This window comes from Streptomyces sp. NPDC059850 (assembly GCF_042731515.1).
Classification (GTDB): domain Bacteria; phylum Actinomycetota; class Actinomycetes; order Streptomycetales; family Streptomycetaceae; genus Streptomyces.
In genome coordinates this window covers 1,865-18,635 of sequence record NZ_JBHWJI010000068.1, presented here as the reverse complement: position 1 = coordinate 18,635, position 16,771 = coordinate 1,865, and the positions used below count along the sequence as shown (strand labels likewise).

Sequence of the window (16,771 nt, the reverse complement as noted above, 5' to 3'; positions counted from 1 at the left end):
CCATTGGTGGGGGGGGGGGGGGGTTATTGGGGCGGCCGCCCCCCCACGCAACCCAAAAAACCGGGGGGGCCCCCCCCCCCCCGGGGGGCCCCCCCCCCCGGCGGAGAAGGTCAGACGCGGTGTCAGGCCTCGCTGCCCGCCACCCACTGGCTCCAGTCCATGTTCCAGCCGTTGAGGCCGTTGTCCGGCTTCACGGTCTGGTCGTTGGAGTTCTTCACCACCACGACGTCACCGATCTGGGAGTTGTCGTAGAACCAGGCGCCCTGCGTGTTCGGGTCGCCCGCGCCCTTGGTGTCCGCCAGGCCCACACAGCCGTGGCTGGTGTTCTGGCTGCCGAAGATGGACTTGGCGCCCCAGTAGTTGCCGTGGATGAAGGTGCCCGAGGTGGACAGCCGCATGGCGTGCGGCACGTCCTTGATGTCGTACTCGCCCTTGCCGTCGTCGTCCGTGAAGCCGACCGTCGCACCGTTCATCCGGGTCTCCTTGAACTTCTCGGAGATCACCATCTGACCGTTGTAGGTGGTGTTGTCGGGGCTTCCGGCCGAGATCGGGATCGTCCTGATCAGCTTGCCGTCACGCACGACCTTCATGGTCTTGGCCTTGGCGTCGACCGTGCTGACCTGCGAGTGGCCGACCTTGAACGTGACGGTCTTCTCCTGGACGCCCTTCACACCCGACGACGCCTCGACGCCGTCCAGGTCGAGCTTCAGGGTGACGGTGGAGTTGGCCTTCCAGTACTCCTTCGGGCGCAGGTCCAGCCGCTGGCCGCTGAACCAGTGGCCGACGACCTCCTGGCCGCTGCTGGAGGTGACCTTGATGTGGTCCTGGACGTCCTTCTTGTTGGTCACCGCCTTGTCGAAGTTGATCGACACCGGCATGCCCACTCCGACCGTCGAGCCGTCCTCCGGCGTGAAGTTGCCGATGAAGCTGTTGGACGGAGAGACCGTGGTGAAGGAGGAGTGCTCCGTGGCCTTGCGGCCGTCGGAGTCCTTGGCGGAAGCGCTGATCTTGTACTGGGTGGACCGCTCCAGCTGCCCGTCCGGCTTCCAGGAGGTCCCGTCGGACGATATGGATCCGGCCACCTCTGAGCCGTCGGCCTTGGAGGTCATGGTCACCGAGGTGAGCTTGCCGCCGCTGACGCTGACCTTGGTGTCGCGGTTGATGCCCGCATCCGTCGCACCGGTCTTCGGTGTGATCTTGATTTGGGCGTCGGAGGCGTCCTTGGCGGCCGCCTCGTCCACCTGCGACTGCCCCTTGCCACCGCCCTTGCTGTCGCTGCTGTCGCCGTCCCCGCCACAGGCGGCGAGAGTCAGTACGCCGCTGAGCACGGCGGCCGCGGCCACCAGCCCCCTACGGCGCTTGCCGTACGTCATCACACGTATCTCCATTTACGACTGGACCCCAGAAACCCAAGACCTATCCAGCAAGACCTATCCAGGAAGAACGCCTGTACCTTTTGGTCGGTTCCACGCCCAGTAAAACTGTGCGCGAGGCCACTTAGCAAAGACGCTGGTCCAGCTTATGACGCAGCGCCGTGAATACGGACAAACCATGACAGGCCAGGATTAGTCATACGGTGCGGAGCGGGCTGCCGACCCGGTTCGCTACCGTTCAACCTCTGTGAGTCACTACGATCGGGCACACAGGGTCAATTGGCCGCAGCCTCAAGGGGGATGCCGTTGTGTCCGCACGCCGACCGCTGCTGACCGCCGCCGCAGCCGGTTCGCTGCTGTGCGCCCTGTGGTTCGTCCCGTCCGCCAACGCGACGGTCGAGACCGACAGCCCGTCGTCGTCCTCCGGCAGCTCCCGGAGCGAGGCTCCGTCCTCCCAACCGCGTACCGAGGCCGTCCCGGACGAAAACCTCGCCGACACCGGCAGCGTGGACGTCACCCCGTACCTCGCCGGAGGCACGGCGTTCCTGGGGCTCGGGGTCACGATGGTGACCGCCTCCGCGCGCCGTACGCGCCCGGAGGCGTCCTGATCTCTTGAAGGTGCTCCGTCAGGCCAGCGGCCCGGTCACCGACTCGACCGCTTCCGCCAGCTTCCCGGACCGTACGAACGCCTCGGCGGCCGCCAGGTCCGGCGCGAGGTAGCGGTCCCCGCCCGGGCCCTCGACGCCCGCCCGGCGCACCGCCGCCAGCACCGCCCGGGTCGCGGGCGCGGGCACCAGGCCCTCCCGCAGCTCCACCGCGCGGGCCGCCGCGACCAGTTCGATCGCGAGCACCCGGGTCAGGTTGTCCACCACCGTGCGCAGCTTGCGCGCCGCGGACCAGCCCATGGAGACGTGGTCCTCCTGCATCGCGGAGGACGGGATCGAGTCCACCGAGGCGGGCACCGCGAGCCGCTTCAGCTCGCTCACCAGCGCCGCCTGGGTGTACTGCGCGATCATCAGCCCCGAGTCCACGCCTGGGTCGCCCGCCAGGAACGGCGGCAGCCCGTGCGAGCGGTTCTTGTCCAGCAGCCGGTCGGTACGGCGCTCCGCGATCGAGGCGAGGTCGGCCGCCGCGACGGCGAGGAAGTCCAGGACGTACGCGACGGGCGCGCCGTGGAAGTTGCCGTTCGACTCGACCCGGCCGTCCGGCAGCACCACCGGGTTGTCCACGGCGGACGCCAGCTCCCGGTCCGCCACCAGCCGGGCGTGCGCGAGCGTGTCCCGGCCCGCGCCCGCGACCTGCGGGGCGCAGCGGATCGAGTACGCGTCCTGAACACGCGGCGCGTCGTCCTGGTGGTGCCCGGTGAGCCCGGAACCGTCCAGCACCCGCAGCATGTTGTCCGCGCTGGCCGCCTGGCCGGGGTGCGGGCGGATGGCGTGCAGCTCGGGTGCGAGCACCCGGTCCGTACCGAGCAGCGCCTCCAGCGACAGCGCGGCCGTCACGTCGGCGACGGTGTACAGCCGCGCCAGGTCGGCGCAGGCCATCACCAGCATGCCGAGCATCCCGTCCGTGCCGTTCAGCAGCGCGAGGCCTTCCTTCTCCCGCAGCTCGACCGGCTCGATGCCATGCGCGGCCAGCAGCTCCGCGGCGGGCCGCACCTCCCCGTCGGGGCCCTCGGCCTCGCCCTCCCCCATCAGCGCGAGCGCGCAGTGGGACAGCGGCGCGAGGTCGCCGGAGCAGCCGAGGGAGCCGTATTCGTGTACGACGGGCGTGATCCCCGCGTTGAGCAGCGCCGCCATCGTCTCCACGACCACGGGCCGCACCCCGGTGTGCCCGGACGCGAGCGTCTTGAGCCGCAGGAACATCAGCCCCCGCACCACCTCGCGCTCCACCCGCGGCCCCATCCCGGCCGCGTGCGACCGCACGATGTTGCGCTGCAGCTGGGCGCGGAGGTCGGGGCTGATGTGGCGCACGGCGAGCGCGCCGAAACCGGTGGAGACGCCGTACACGGGCTCGGGCTTGGCCGCCAGGTCATCAATCACCCGCCGCGCGGCGGCGACGGCCGCGACCGCCTCCTCCGCCAGCTCAACCCGAGCCCCGCCCCGCGCCACGGCGACAACGTCCTCGGCGCGCGTCCCGGACGTTCCCACCACCACAGTGTGCATATCCATATTCAGGCACCCTAGAGAGTGAATCCCCAAGTGTCACCCCGCGGCCATTCCGCCGCACACCGGGGCGGAGTCTCCGCCCCCACCGGAGTTCCGACCCGCACGCTCTCGCGAGCATTCCGCGATGATCTCGCGCATGCTCTAGACGCAGCGAAGCGCCCCCAACTACCCAGATCACTTTGGAAGTTGGGGGCGTTCTCCGCACCGGCCGGGGTACCGGTCCCGGGCTCCTATTCCTCCCGCGTCACCCGCGCATGGTCCGTCACCACTCGGCGGAAGAGATCATGACCAGTCCGGCCGGTATGGCGTAGGCACCACTGCTGTGCCGCCTCCTGCTCTTCCTGCGGACCGGATTCCTCGCCACAGCCGGATGCGGTGCAGAACGCTTCGTATGTGACTCCGCCGCCTGGCACATGTCGGATGGTGTGCGGCACGAAACGCGTCACTGAGCGGGTCACGAGGTCACCTCAACGGTGCTCTCGCAGTCCGTCATGGGCAACCGGGCACCCCTGCTTTCAGCGACCCGCAGAGCGTCGCTCAGGCACTCGGACAGCCGCGCGCCGACGTTACGCAACTCGGTCGTGGAAGCCTTGGGGTCGCTCAGGATCTTCCGCGCATGGTTCAGCACCTCAGCGCCCGTCGTGAGCTGAACGGCTTCCATCTGGTCAGCGAGCCGCCAGATAAGTCCGCCCTCACTGCCAGGGGCAAGGAAACACCGCTTCCCGCCTTCTGAATGCCATGGCAGCAGCCGCGCCGGTTCCCGGTCGCTCATCGATGCACCTCCGGCAGAAAGTCGACACCCACAGTCGCCAGTACGAGAGAGCGCGTGCGCTGCGGGCGTCGCTTCCGTTCCTGCCTCCGCTCATGCGCCACAAGATAGGGGCGCACCATGGCGAGTGCGTGTCCATCAAGCGCCATCGATTCAGACGCCCGGGCGGAAACAGGCACGGCATGCACAGGGGGCGCCACATAGGTGCGACTGTGCTTGCCGGGGGTGTGTCGCCCGAACAGGGCCTCTCTCACCCGTTCGGGTAGTCGTGATAGGCATTGCATGTCGGTCTGCTCCATTCAGATCGGACATACCCCGGGGCCGTTCGCGCGGTCGCCGGGGGCCTTGCGTCTAGGCAGCCTGCCAACCCCTCAAAGACGTATCCGCCCATGTCTAGGGACAGTTGGGACGTTCAGGCGGTAGCGTTGAAGAACGCCCAAACGTCCGAGGGGGAGACCTTGAACACTGCCCTACGATCAGCTATGGCTGACGCCAAACTGTCGGCACGGCAACTTGCATCACGCGTCGGGGTCTCCGGAAAGACGGTCGAACGTTGGATCGCGGACGCAGCCCTGATTCCACACGCGCAGAACCGTGAGGACGCCTGCATGGCGTTGGGAGTGAGTGAAGAAATGATCTGGCCGAAGGCAATCAAAGACCGCGTGAAAACTGGTGCCGACCGGGAAATTATCCACTCTTACCCGTATCGCTCGGCATGCCCATCGACAGTGTGGCGCGAACTCATTACAGAATCTTCGGGTGAACTCTTCTTCGCCGGTTACACAAACTATTTCCTCTGGCTGGAACAGCCAACGTTCGCAACCACATTGCAACGTAAAGCAGAAAGCGGGTGCCGGGTCAGGTTCCTGCTAGGCAATCCTGACTGTGAAGTAACGCGTCAGCGCGAACAGATCGAGGATGTATCGCTTACGGTTTCCACGCGCATTCGCGTCACGCTGGAAAACCTCGCGAAGCTGGGAACTGTTCAAGGGATAGAGGCGCGGTTCTCGGCAGCAGCCGATGCCGCTAATCACGTCTCACTATCCGTTTTTCGGTTCGACAATCAAGCGTTGGTCACTCCGCATCTCGCCCGCATGGTCGGGCATGACTCCCCTCTTCTGCACTTGCGCAAGCATGGCGACAGCGGCATGTTTGACCGGTTCGCCGAACACGCAGAGGAATTGTGGTCCAGGGGCGCACCGGTAGAATACGTACCCTCCGCGCACTGATCGAGCAGAAATTCGACACTGCCTATGAATTACTCATGCGCGCCGACCGCGACCCGAGCGACCTCGGCGCGCACCATGCGGGTACTTGGTGAAGCGCTGCAGATGCTGAGCCGTTGGCGTGGTCGGCCTGCAGTGACCCAGTCGGTCACGGAACGGATGACGAACGCCTGCCACTCCTGACTTTGCGGGTTCAGGTACTGCGGGTCGTCGTGCACAGCGAAACCATGCTGCGCCCCCTCAATCTCGATGAGTTCGCAGCCGCCACCGAACTTCCGCGCAGCAGCGCGCGACAATCCAACGGGCACGAACGTGTCTTCGGTGCCATGCACCATGAGCGTTGGGGCCTGCACCTCACCAAGCACCTCATGCGGATGCAGCCAGAAAACCTCATTGAACAGAGGCCGCCCATGCCTCAGCGTCGGCGTAAATTGGATGAACCCGTCTTCGGACAGCCGCTGAGCTGCTTCCTCGCTGATCGAGTCATCGACCCAATAAGACCGGGTATCGATGGTGCGCCATTTGTAATCCAACTGCGGATTGAACAAGACCAGCCGCGAAAGGTCTGACGAGCGCTTGGCCGCATAGTACGCGCAGATACCGCCACCGAAGCTGGCACCCAGCAACGTGACTTCCTGGACACCCGCGGTCTCGCGAACAAAGGCGATGGCTGCCCGAATGTCATTGAGGAGAGAGGCCAGGGTCAGCTCCTCCTGTCGGCCTTCGCTTTCACCATGGCCGCGCAGGTCGAATCGCAAAGACGCCACACCGCCTTCAGCCAGCCCCTCGGCAAGGCGCGTGAAAAACCCGCCCTCCTCGCGGGTCACACCCCCACCGTGCACCAGCACGACACCACGCGAACCTGGCGCATCGGGGCGCACGAGCGTGCCCGCCAGGTGAAGGCCATCGAGCGTCCGAAGCGTCACGCTGTGAGACGTAGGCATGACGCGAGCGTAGCGCTGCGGCTACGGGCGGCGGCCCCGGAAGCGGCGGCGTTCTCGGGGGCGGTCCGCGGGGGTGTCGGCCAGGCGGATCACCGGGTCGTCCGGGCCGCCCTCGCGGCCCGCGACCACCGGCTTGAGGGAGCGCGCCGCCTTCGCCCGGTACTGGGCCGCGCCCGCCAGACGGAACAGGCGGCGGGCCGACGCCACGGGCCCGATCGGGTCGCCGGTCGACGCGATCCCGCACGCGACGCCCTCGCCCATCTCCAGCTCCGCCGCCCGGCGGCACAGCTCATCGGCCACCCGCACCACCTCGTCCGCCGGTGGACCGACTCCCAGCAGACAGAACTCATCGCCGCCCAGTCGCGCCACCAGGGCGCCCGGCAGCATCGCACCGCACAGGGAGAGCACCGTGCCGAAACGTTCCAGCAGGCGGTCTCCCACCGCGTGGCCAAGGGTGTCGTTGACCCGCTTGAGGCCGTTGAGGTCGCACACCACCAGGGTCACCACGGTGCCGTGCTCGCGGTACGCCTCCAGGGCCTCGTCCAGCCGTATGTCCACCGCCCGGCGGTTGCCAAGACCGGTCAGGGGGTCGGTGAAGGCCAGGCGGCGGGCCTCCTCCAGGCGTTCGATCTGGGCGAGCCCGGCCGCCGCCACCGAGGCCAGGACGGTCGCGAAGTCGGTGTCGCCCCGGTCGAACACCGGGCTCCCGGCCGCCCGCGCCACGTACAGCTCGCCCCACGCCCGACCGTGCAGCACCAGCGGCGCGACCACGCACGAGCCGCGCCCGCGCCGCCGCAGGGCGGCCACGCGCTGGTGGCAGTACGAGGCCGGGCCGGGCCCGGTGCCCTCGGCGGTCTCCACCCAGGCGTGCGGCTCGCCGCCCGCCGCCCACCGCTCGTGCAGGAACTCCGCGATCTCCGGGAAGTCGTGCACCGGATACGACTCGTCCTCCGGCAGCGGCTCCTCCCCCGGCATCAGCTCGCCCGCGTTCACCAGGACCCGCAACCGGCCCCGCTCCCGCTCCCACACCGAAACCGCCGCGAAGGTGCCGTCCAGCGCGCGGCGCGCGCTCTCGGCGGCGGCGCCGACCGAGTCGCGCGGCGTGGGCGCCGCCGCCATCGCCTGCGCGAGCCCCACCACCGCCCGCAACCGCCGGTCGACCCCGCGTCCCCCGTCATCCCCGTTGTCCGTCACGTCGGCCTCGCATTCCTCACCACATGTCCGCTCTGCACTCAAGGGTTGCAAACTGTTGTTGATTGCGTGCGTATGAGTGCGTTCTAGCGTGTGAGGCAGTATCCGGGCTGTGGACTGCGCGATTCCAGAGGAGGGAACGGAAGTTCCTAGATCGAAAGCGTGACCTTTTCGCGGGTGTGGTCGTTGGGTGGGTGACAGGCGTCTTGCCGCCGGGCTCGCGGAAAGGGAGGGGACAGGGTGGGTGTGCTGCGTGAGCTGTCGGCGCCGTTCGTCGTCCCCGGTCCGTCCGGTGTCGCGATCCGTACGCGGCTCAAGGGCCTGACCGTGGGGGACGAGGAGGTTTTGCGGCTGGTCGGCGCGCATCTTGGGACCTTGGCTGCGCGCGACCTCAAGCGGCGCTGTGCCGAGGGGCTGAAGCACTCCGCGGACTCGTGGGCGGCGCGTAAACGCGCTGTGACCGGGGATTCCTCGTCGCGGTGGGCGGGCAGTATCACCAAGGCCACGCACGACCAGTGGGCGTTATCGCGGCGTGCGCAGTACGCCCACATCCAGACCCTGGAAGCCGGTGTGCGCACCATCGCGCACCGGTTGTCCCTGCCGGTGGGCGCAAAGGGAACCAAGCGGAGCCCGGGCGGCTACCGCACCCGACAGGAGTGGTTCACCAAGGCACGCCGCCTGCACCTCCTTGAAGACCGGCTCGCTGCCCAGCGAGCCGACCGCGAAGCGGGCCGTGTGCGCGTGGTGCGAGGAGGAAAGCGGCTGGCCCGCAACCGCCACCACCTCGAACAAGCACAGCTCACCGAGGCCGAATGGCGGCAGCAATGGGAGGCTGAACGCTGGTTCCTCCAGGCCGACGGCGAGAACGCAAAACGGCTGGGGAACGAGACGATCCGCATCACCCCGGACGGTCAGGTCAGCATCAAGCTTCCGGCGCCGCTGGCGCATCTGGCGAACGCCCAGCACGGCAGGTATGTCCTCACCGGCGCCGTCGCCTTCCGTCACCGGGGCGCGGAGTGGGCCGACCGTGTGGCGGCGAACCGGGCCGTGGCCTACCGCATCCACCTGGACGCGGCCCGCCACCGCTGGTACATCACCGCCTCCTGGACCATCCCCCCGGTCAAGACCGTTCCACTGGCCCACGCCCGCGCTGATGGCCTGATCGGCGTCGATACCAACGCCGACCACCTCGCGGCATGGCGCCTGGACAACTGCGGCAACCCGGTCGGCGACCCGCGCCGGTTCGCCTTCGACCTGAACGGACCAGCCACCCACCGCGACGCACAAGTACGGCACGCGCTGGTACGCCTGCTGCACTGGGCCAAACGCCACAACCTGAGCATCGCGATCGAGGACCTGGACTTCCGGGCAGAGAAGACCCGGGAGAAGCACGGCAGGCGGAAGCGGTTCCGCAAGCTGATCTCCGGCATGCCCACCTCCAAGCTACGGGCACGGCTGGCCTCGATGGCGACCGAACTCGGCATCACCATCGTGGCCATCGACCCCGCGTACACCTCCAAGTGGGGCGCCCAGCACTGGCAAAAGCCCCTCACCAGCCAGAACAGGAAGACCACTCGCCATCACGCGGCAGCGGTGGCGATCGGAAGGCGCGCCCTGGGGCACCCGATCCGGCGACGGACGGCACCGCCCCCGCATCACCAGAGCGATGGTGCGGGGCATCGGACCGTCCAGGCCGCATCGGGCCTCCCGGGGCGTGAGGAAACCCGCCCCCGCATTCCCGGACCACGGACACGATCCGTCGGCGCCGGAGGCGGAGCGAACGCGGGCGACCAGGGTGCCCAACACCGTCCGGGGCACCCGGCTGAGCACGAGTCCTGGAACCAGGACTCACTACCGCTCAGTCTTTAGGAACGGTAAGAATGTCGAGGCCCAAGCCCCCGGGCCCCGGTCACTCCCCGGGCCACTCCGGCTTGCGCTTCTCGTTGAACGCCGCCACGCCCTCCGCCCGGTCGCCGGAGAAGGCGATCGTCCGCCACCCCGCGTCCTCGATCTCCAGCCCGGTCGGGAGGTCCAGCCCGTGCCCGAGCCGCAGCGCCCGCTTGGCGGCGCGCAGGCCGACGGGCGAGTTCGCGGCGATACGTCCGGCCAGCTCCAGCGCGGCCGTACGGTCCTCACCCGGCGCGACGAGTTCGTCCACCATCCCCAGCGCGTGCGCCTCCGCGGCGGGCACCCGGCGGGCGGAGAAGATCAGCTCCGCGGCGCGCGCGGCACCGACCCGGCGCGGCAGCAGCTGCGTACCGCCGCCGCCCGGGATCACCCCGACGGACACCTCGGGCAGCCCCAGCACGGCCGTACGGTCGGCGACGATCACATCGCAGGACAGCGCCAGCTCGTAGCCGCCGCCGAGGGCGAAGCCGTGCACGGCCGCGACGGCGGGCACGGGCAGCTCCAGGACGCCCGTATAGGCGGCGCGGGAGACCGGACGGTGGCGCAGCATCTCGGCGTCGGAGAAGGAGTTCCGCTCCTTGAGGTCCGCGCCGACGCAGAAGGCCCGCTCGTGGGTGGAGGTCAGCACGACGGCCCGTACGGAACGGTCCTCCGCGAGCGCCGCGCACGCCGCCGCGATGCTCCTGGCCATCTCGGAGGACACCGCGTTCATGGCCTTCGGCCGGTCCAGCACCAGCTCGGCCACGAACCCGTCCCGCCGGACCGCGACCCACTCCCCGTACCGCTGCTCACCCATCTCGCACCCTCCCGGTTAACGACCGTGAACCATAACCCGGGCTACGTTACCGGCGCCGCCGCCACCGCATCAGGAAGCCCAGCATGGACGGCCGGGGGTGCCGGTCGGCTTCGCCGGGGGCTTCGTCGGCGGGGGCCGAGGCCCAGGAGGGCACCGGATGCGGCCCCGGATCCGGCGCCGGTCCCGGGGCCCCGGCCGGGGATGAGGGGGCGCCTGGGGGTGAGGCCGGGGGCAAGGGCGCGCCTGGGACCGCACCGGGAGCCTGGGGCACGCCCGGGGCCGGGCCGGGAGCCGAGGCCGCGCCAGGGGTCGGGTCCGCGCCGAATTCTCCGCCACGGACCGGGCCCACAGCCGAATCGCCGCCCGGCACCGAGGTCGAACCGGGGGCCGGGCCCCCGCCCGGAGCCGAAGCCACACCGGGGGCCGGGGCTTGGCCCGCGTCGGGCGCCGCGCCCTGAGCCGGAGCCGCGCCCTGAGCCGGAGCCGCAGCCGAACCGGGAGCCGGGGCCGCGCCCGCAGCCGAACCGGAAGCCGTAGCCGCGCCAGAGGCCGGGCACCCGCCCGAAGCCGTGGCCGGGGGCGGAGCCGTGGCCGGGGCTTGGGGGGCCTCGGGCTCGGTGGGGGTTGGGGGGAAGGTCACCGGGAGGGTGGTCAGGCCTCGTTGGTAGATGCCGGGGCGCCAGCGCAGTTGGTCCTCCGGGAGGGCCAGGGCTATGTCCGGGAGGCGGTCCAGGAGCTTTTCCATGGCCACCGAGGCGATCAGGCGGGCCGAGCTGCGGCCCGGGCACATGTGGGGGCCCGCGCTGAAGGCCAGGTGGCCTCGGTTGCCGCGGTTGCGGTCGGAGGAGCGGAGGGCGTCCTGATTGGCGGCGGCGAAGCTGATCACGACGGGGGCGCCCTCACGCAGCCGCACCCCGGCCAGGGTGACGTCATGGCGGGGGAAGTGGACGGCGAGGTTGGCCAGCGGCGGGTCCGTCCACAGCACCTCGTCCAACGCGTCCTCGACGACCATGCTGCCGCCGGAGACCCCGCCCGCGAAGCGGTCGTCGGTCAGCAGCACGCGCAGGGCGTTGCCGATCAGGTTGATCACCGGGTCGCTGCCGGAGGCGGTCAGCAGCATCAGCTGCTCGACGAGTTCGTGGTCGGCGAGCCGTTCGGGGTGGGCGATCAGCCAGGAGGTGACGTCGGCGGCGGGCCGGGCGCGCTTGAGGGCGACGAGTTCCTGAAGCGCCGAGGTGATCGTACGGTCGGCCTCCGCCACGTCCGTACCGTCGAAGAGGTGCGCCAGCCCGGTGAAGAGCCGGTCCGCGATCTCGCGCGGGCAGCCGAAGAGTTCGCCGAGGACGAGCAGCGGCAGCAGCGCGCAGTACTCGGCGATCAGGTCGGCCTCGCCCGCGTCGCAGAACTGGTCGATCAGGGAGTCGGCGATCCGCTCGACGTAGCCGCGCAGCGCGCCCGGGTCGATGCGGCTGGTGGAGTCGTCGATGGCGGCGCGGTACCGCCGGTGCTCCTCGCCGTCCACCGCGGTGGGCTGCGGCCGGTAGCGGATGAGCTGTCCGGCGTGGCTGGTGTCGGGGACCCGGCCCTCGTTCTTCGCCCGCCAGCGCCGCGGGTCCTTGGAGAACGTCTCGGTGCGGCGCAGGATCTCCAGCGCGGTGTCGTAGCCGACGCACAGGGTCGCGGTGACGCCCGGGTCCAGCTCCACCGGGGCCAGCGGGCCGTACGTCTCGCGCAGTCGCCGGTAGACGGCGGACGGGTCCTTGGCGAACTCGGGCGTGTGCAAGGGTTCCGCCGCGCCCGTTGAGGTCGGGTCGTCGGTCATGGCGACGAACGCTAGCGGAACGGTTTTCCGGCTTGTGCGGACTTCAGCGAAGGGTGAGATTCGTCAACCGGCCGCTCAACCCCGCGCGATCCCGGTCAACCGCGGCGGCTCAGCAGCCACGGCTCCACGACGCCCAGCCCACGCACCGGCCGCTGCCACATCGGCTGGAGCGCGAAGCGGTACGAGGGCGGCTCCTCGCCCTCCTTCTCGGCCTTGGCGGCCGCCTCCGCCGCCTCCGCCTCCGACACCGGGGCCGCCCCGGTGTGGCTCAGCTCCTCCGCGAACGCGCCGTCCACCAGGACCGCGTTCTTGGGGGCTATGGAGGTCAACCGGCTCGCCAGGTTCACCGTCGTCCCGAAGACGTCGCCCATGCGCGTCGTGACCGTGCCGAAGGCGATGCCGACGCGCAGCTCCGGCATCGTCTCGTCATGGGTCAGGGTCTCGATCAGCCGCAGCCCGATCTCGGCGGCGATGCCCGCGTCGTCGGCCGCGTACAGCACCTCGTCGCCCAGCGTCTTGATCAGCCGTCCGCCGTGCGCGGCCACCAGGTCGGCGCACGTCGTCTCGAACGCCTCGACCAGCTCGCCCAGCTCCTCCTCCTCAAGACGCCGGGTCAGCCGGGTGAAGGACACCAGGTCCGCGAAGCCGACCGCGAGCCGCCGGTCCACCATCTCCGCGTCGTCGGCCGCCTGGACCACGCGGCCGGTCGCGGCGGCGAGCTGCCGCCGGTAGACGTACACCAGGAACTCTTCCAGCTCCGGGAGCAGCAGCTCGACCAGCGGATAGGTGATCTCGGTCCGGGTCATCCCGGACTCCTGGGGTTCGGTGAGCCCTTCCAGGAAGGAGTCGATCTGCCAGTCCGCGAGCCGGGCGGTGGTCTGCCCGGTGGACCGCGCCACCTGGATCGCCATGGGCTCGCTCAGCAGCCCCGCCTCGACCAGACCGGAAAGACGCCGCAGGGCCAGCACATCGGCCTCGGTGAGCGCCTTGGCCTGCCCTATGTCGGCGAAGCCCATCGCGCGCCAGAAGCGGGTGGCCAGCTCGACGGAGACGCCCGCGCTGCGGGCGGCCTGGAAGGGGGTGTAGCGCCGCTCGGCGCCGAGGATCAGCTGCTCCAGCCGGAGCGCGATGGGGTCGGGGGCGTCGGCGTCGTCCTCGGCGGGCTCGGCACCGTCCTCAGCGGGCTCAGCAGCGGCGGCGTCGGCGGCCGGGCCGCCCTCACGCGCCCCGTTCTGCCGTACGGCGTGGTCCTGTACGGCGGCGTCCTGTACGGCGGCGTCCTGCCCGGCAACATCCTGTCCGGCGGCGGCTTCCTGCCCGGCGGCTTCCGCGGCGGCGTCCCGCCGCACACCGCGTCCCTCGGCCGTGCCGGAACCCGCGTCGTCGGCGGTCACCGCCCGCCCCCTGTCCGATCCCTGCGCACTGCCCTTACGTTCCTTCTTCCGGTTCGGCCCGCGGCCGCCCCGAACTGGACGGACCGCCACCACGATACGTCAGGTGTGCCCTAGCTCACTCTCCAGTCCGCTTGCTCATTGCTCCTCACTCCCCCGGTGCCGCGGGGCGCAGGTGCACGATGTCCCCGGCCGAGACCGGTTCCTGCACCCCGGCGTCCGAGGCCAGCACCAGCCGTCCGTCGGCGTCGACCGCGACCGCCTCGCCGACGGTCGCCCCGCCGCCCGGAAGCTCCGCGCGGACCCGTCGTCCCAAGGTCGCACAGCCCGCCGCGTACGCCTCCTGGAGCCCGCAGGCCGCCGGGTCGCCCTCGAAGCGGCGCCACTCCCCGTACCACTGCTCGATGGACCGCAGGACGGCCCGCAGCATGGGGTCCCGGTCGGTGGAGATCGCGTCCGCGAGGGCCAGCGAACCGGCCGTCGGCACCGGAAGTTCATCGGCCCGCAGGGAAACGTTCAGGCCGACCCCGATCACCACGGCGTCGTCGGCCCGTTCGGCGAGGATGCCGCCGAACTTCCTCTCCTGGCCGCCGACCGTCACCAGCAGGTCGTTCGGCCACTTCAGCGCGGTGTCCACGCCCGCCGCCCGGCTCAGCGCGCCCGCGCTCGCCACCCCGGCGAGCAGCGGCAGCCAGCCCCAGCGGGACGTGGGGACGCCCGCGGCGCCCGGCCGCAGCAGAATGGAGAAGAACAGTCCGGACCGGGCCGGGGCGGTCCAGGCGCGGTCGAGGCGGCCGCGACCGGCGTTCTGCTCCTCGGCGACGAGGATCACGCCCTCCGGGGCACCGGCCCCGGCCCGGGCCACCAGGTCGGTATTGGTCGAGCCGGTCGCCTGCACCACCTCCAGCTCGGTCCACAGCCCGCCGGGGCGCACCAGGGCGCGGCGCAGGGCGGTCGCGTTCAGCGGCGGCCGTTCCAGGTCCGTCCAGCGTCCGCGTGGATCTCCTGGGCCCCCGGGGGTGTCAGATGGCGTCATACGGGCCAGCCTAGGACGAGGAGGTGTGGCCAACGACGCAGTGCCACCCGGCGGAGGCGCCGATACGCTACGGACCGGTAGCCCAGCCAGCGCAAACCCCGCCGACCAACCCCACCGACCCCCAGAACCTCAGCGTCACGGTCCCAGAATCCACCCCAAGGACGAGCAGGAGCCGCATCCCGATGTCCGAGCCGGAGATTGCCCCCGAGATTCCAGATCGTCACACCACCGCGGGGAAGCTCGCGGATCTGCAGCGCCGCATCGAAGAAGCGACACACGCGGGCTCCGCGCGGGCGGTCGAGAAGCAGCACGCCAAGGGCAAGCTGACCGCGCGCGAGCGCATCGACCTGCTCCTCGACGAGGGGTCCTTCACGGAGCTGGACGAGTTCGCCCGGCACCGGTCCACCAATTTCGGCATCGAGAAGAACCGGCCCTACGGGGACGGCGTGGTGACCGGCTACGGCACGGTCGACGGGCGCCCGGTGTGCGTCTACTCGCAGGACTTCACGATCTTCGGCGGCTCGCTGGGCGAGGTCTACGGAGAGAAAATCGTGAAGGTGATGGACTTCGCGCTGAAGACCGGCTGCCCGATCGTCGGGATCAACGACGGCGGCGGCGCCCGGATCCAGGAGGGCGTGGTGGCGCTCGGCCTGTTCGCCGAGATCTTCCGCCGAAACGTTCACGCCTCCGGGGTGATCCCGCAGATCAGCCTGATCGTCGGGCCGTGCGCGGGCGGCGCGGTGTACTCGCCCGCGATCACCGACTTCACGGTCATGGTCGACCAGACGTCGCACATGTTCATCACCGGACCGGATGTGATCAAGACGGTCACCGGTGAGGACGTCGGCTTCGAGGCGCTGGGCGGCGCCCGCACCCACAACACCACCTCCGGCGTCGCGCACTACATGGGCGGTGACGAGAAGGACGCCATCGAGTACGTCAAGACGCTGCTGTCGTACCTGCCGTCCAACAACCTCTCCGAGCCGCCCGCCTTCCCCGACGAGGCCGACCTGGAGACCTCGGACGAGGACCGGGAGCTGGACGTCCTCATCCCGGATTCGGCGAACCAGCCGTACGACATGCACCGGGCCATCGAGCACGTCCTGGACGACAGCGAGTTCCTGGAGACCCAGGCGCTCTACGCGCCCAACATCATCACCGGTTTCGGCCGGGTCGAGGGCCACCCGGTGGGCATCGTGGCCAACCAGCCGATGCAGTTCGCGGGCTGCCTGGACATCGGCGCCTCCGAGAAGGCCGCGCGCTTCGTCCGCACCTGCGACGCGTTCAACGTGCCCGTACTGACCTTCGTCGACGTGCCCGGCTTCCTGCCCGGCACCGACCAGGAGTACAACGGCATCATCCGGCGCGGCGCCAAGCTGATCTTCGCGTACGCGGAGGCCACCGTCCCGCTCATCACCGTCATCACCCGCAAGGCCTTCGGCGGCGCGTACGACGTGATGGGCTCCAAGCACCTGGGTGCCGACCTCAACCTGGCCTGGCCCACCGCGCAGATCGCCGTCATGGGTGCCCAGGGCGCGGTCAACATCCTGCACCGCCGTACGATCGCGGCCGCCGACGACCCCGAGGCGACCCGCTCCGAACTGATCGCGGACTACGAGGACACCCTGCTCAACCCGTACACGGCGGCCGAACGCGGCTACGTCGACGCGGTCATCATGCCGTCCGAGACCCGCCGCCACATCGTGCGGGGGCTGCGCACCCTGCGGAACAAGCGCGAGCAACTGCCCCCGAAGAAGCACGGCAACATCCCGCTCTAGGTTCAGGACAGGAAGGGCTGTTTCCATGATCCGAATCGTCCGGGGCAATCCCACCCCAGAGGAGTTGGCAGCCGCACTGGCGGTCGTACAAGCACGCGCGGCGGCCGCGACGACCGCCGCGCAGAGCGAGGGCGTACCGGAGGAGTGGGCCGACCCGGCCCGCACCATCCCGAGCCGCCGCGTCCCGCAGCCCGGCCCCAAGGCGTGGCGTACGACGTACTGGCCCGCCTGATCCGACATCCGACATACCGGCACTACCCGGAAATAGTTCCTCCGCCCCGTGGGGGCCGTGGTAGCGGAGAGCCGGGGCCCCCCGGGGGGTAATAAAAAAAAAGATGCCACCAGAAAATTGTGTTGAGGGTTTTGAGG

The 16,771-nt window shown here is 70.0% G+C and carries 14 protein-coding genes; 5 read left to right on the top strand and 9 right to left on the bottom strand.

Going from position 1 to position 16,771, the window contains the following annotated elements; translation table 11 throughout:
* Window positions 1–122: 122 nt before the first annotated feature.
* Entirely contained in the window at window positions 123–1,373 is a 1,251-nt protein-coding gene (locus ACFV9T_RS36815) for an Ig-like domain-containing protein (RefSeq protein ID WP_385446888.1), read from the bottom strand.
* 308 nt (window positions 1,374–1,681) lie between these two features.
* On the opposite strand from ACFV9T_RS36815, the gene ACFV9T_RS36810 reads away from it, so the two are divergent.
* Window positions 1,682–1,981 (top strand): hypothetical protein, encoded by a 300-nt coding sequence (locus ACFV9T_RS36810; RefSeq protein ID WP_385446887.1) that lies wholly within the window; start codon window positions 1,682–1,684, stop codon window positions 1,979–1,981.
* A gap of 18 nt (window positions 1,982–1,999) precedes the next feature.
* Here the strand turns inward: ACFV9T_RS36810 and hutH are convergent, their stop codons facing one another.
* Together hutH and ACFV9T_RS36800 are read right to left on the bottom strand one after the other, a co-directional pair.
* Window positions 2,000–3,544, bottom strand: coding sequence for a histidine ammonia-lyase (hutH, locus tag ACFV9T_RS36805; protein WP_385446886.1), 1,545 nt, complete (start codon window positions 3,542–3,544; stop codon window positions 2,000–2,002).
* A 451-nt stretch (window positions 3,545–3,995) separates the two neighbouring features.
* Window positions 3,996–4,313, bottom strand: coding sequence for a hypothetical protein (locus ACFV9T_RS36800; RefSeq protein ID WP_385446885.1), 318 nt, complete (start codon window positions 4,311–4,313; stop codon window positions 3,996–3,998).
* A 479-nt stretch (window positions 4,314–4,792) separates the two neighbouring features.
* Between ACFV9T_RS36800 and ACFV9T_RS36795 the strand changes: the two genes are divergently transcribed.
* Entirely contained in the window at window positions 4,793–5,539 is a 747-nt protein-coding gene (locus ACFV9T_RS36795) for a DUF5919 domain-containing protein (RefSeq protein ID WP_385446884.1), read from the top strand.
* Window positions 5,540–5,568: 29 nt separating this feature from the next.
* On the opposite strand, the gene ACFV9T_RS36790 is transcribed toward ACFV9T_RS36795, so the two are convergent.
* Together ACFV9T_RS36790 and ACFV9T_RS36785 are read right to left on the bottom strand one after the other, a co-directional pair.
* Entirely contained in the window at window positions 5,569–6,462 is an 894-nt protein-coding gene (locus tag ACFV9T_RS36790; protein ID WP_385446883.1) for an alpha/beta hydrolase, read from the bottom strand.
* A gap of 39 nt (window positions 6,463–6,501) precedes the next feature.
* A complete protein-coding gene (locus ACFV9T_RS36785) occupies window positions 6,502–7,599 on the bottom strand; it encodes a diguanylate cyclase domain-containing protein (protein WP_385446912.1) in 1,098 nt (365 codons plus the stop codon).
* Window positions 7,600–7,911: 312 nt separating this feature from the next.
* Here ACFV9T_RS36785 and ACFV9T_RS36780 point away from each other — a divergent pair, with 312 nt between their 5' ends.
* Window positions 7,912–9,540, top strand: a complete 1,629-nt coding sequence (locus tag ACFV9T_RS36780) for an IS200/IS605 family accessory protein TnpB-related protein (RefSeq protein WP_385446882.1) — start codon at window positions 7,912–7,914, stop codon at window positions 9,538–9,540.
* 40 nt (window positions 9,541–9,580) lie between these two features.
* On the opposite strand, the gene ACFV9T_RS36775 is transcribed toward ACFV9T_RS36780, so the two are convergent.
* The 4 genes from ACFV9T_RS36775 to ACFV9T_RS36760 form a co-directional block, all read right to left on the bottom strand.
* A complete protein-coding gene (locus ACFV9T_RS36775) occupies window positions 9,581–10,375 on the bottom strand; it encodes an enoyl-CoA hydratase/isomerase family protein (protein WP_385446881.1) in 795 nt (264 codons plus the stop codon).
* Between the two features lie 46 nt (window positions 10,376–10,421).
* A complete protein-coding gene (locus ACFV9T_RS36770) occupies window positions 10,422–12,197 on the bottom strand; it encodes a cytochrome P450 (RefSeq protein ID WP_385446880.1) in 1,776 nt (591 codons plus the stop codon).
* Window positions 12,198–12,292: 95 nt separating this feature from the next.
* Window positions 12,293–13,591 carry an adenylate/guanylate cyclase domain-containing protein gene (locus tag ACFV9T_RS36765; protein WP_385446879.1) on the bottom strand — a complete coding sequence of 433 codons (1,299 nt, stop codon included), beginning with the start codon at window positions 13,589–13,591 and terminating at the stop codon, window positions 12,293–12,295.
* Window positions 13,592–13,736: 145 nt separating this feature from the next.
* Window positions 13,737–14,624: a biotin--[acetyl-CoA-carboxylase] ligase gene (locus tag ACFV9T_RS36760; protein ID WP_385446878.1), complete on the bottom strand. Its 888-nt coding sequence runs from the start codon at window positions 14,622–14,624 to the stop codon at window positions 13,737–13,739.
* 182 nt (window positions 14,625–14,806) lie between these two features.
* On the opposite strand from ACFV9T_RS36760, the gene ACFV9T_RS36755 reads away from it, so the two are divergent.
* Both ACFV9T_RS36755 and ACFV9T_RS36750 read left to right on the top strand, forming a co-directional pair.
* Window positions 14,807–16,402, top strand: coding sequence for an acyl-CoA carboxylase subunit beta (locus tag ACFV9T_RS36755; protein ID WP_385446877.1), 1,596 nt, complete (start codon window positions 14,807–14,809; stop codon window positions 16,400–16,402).
* A gap of 25 nt (window positions 16,403–16,427) precedes the next feature.
* Entirely contained in the window at window positions 16,428–16,634 is a 207-nt protein-coding gene (locus ACFV9T_RS36750; RefSeq protein ID WP_385446876.1) for an acyl-CoA carboxylase epsilon subunit, read from the top strand.
* Window positions 16,635–16,771 lie beyond the last annotated feature (137 nt).

Coding starts and splice junctions, on each gene's coding strand:
- ACFV9T_RS36800 (WP_385446885.1), bottom strand. CDS start 4,313: ATGAGCGACCGGGAACCGGCGCGGCTGCTGCCATGGCATTCAGAAGGC.
- ACFV9T_RS36770 (WP_385446880.1), bottom strand. CDS start 12,197: ATGACCGACGACCCGACCTCAACGGGCGCGGCGGAACCCTTGCACACG.
- ACFV9T_RS36750 (WP_385446876.1), top strand. CDS start 16,428: ATGATCCGAATCGTCCGGGGCAATCCCACCCCAGAGGAGTTGGCAGCC.
- ACFV9T_RS36785 (WP_385446912.1), bottom strand. CDS start 7,599: ATGGCGGCGGCGCCCACGCCGCGCGACTCGGTCGGCGCCGCCGCCGAG.
- ACFV9T_RS36795 (WP_385446884.1), top strand. CDS start 4,793: ATGGCTGACGCCAAACTGTCGGCACGGCAACTTGCATCACGCGTCGGG.
- ACFV9T_RS36815 (WP_385446888.1), bottom strand. CDS start 1,373: ATGACGTACGGCAAGCGCCGTAGGGGGCTGGTGGCCGCGGCCGCCGTG.
- ACFV9T_RS36775 (WP_385446881.1), bottom strand. CDS start 10,375: ATGGGTGAGCAGCGGTACGGGGAGTGGGTCGCGGTCCGGCGGGACGGG.
- hutH (WP_385446886.1), bottom strand. CDS start 3,544: ATGGATATGCACACTGTGGTGGTGGGAACGTCCGGGACGCGCGCCGAG.
- ACFV9T_RS36755 (WP_385446877.1), top strand. CDS start 14,807: ATGTCCGAGCCGGAGATTGCCCCCGAGATTCCAGATCGTCACACCACC.
- ACFV9T_RS36760 (WP_385446878.1), bottom strand. CDS start 14,624: ATGACGCCATCTGACACCCCCGGGGGCCCAGGAGATCCACGCGGACGC.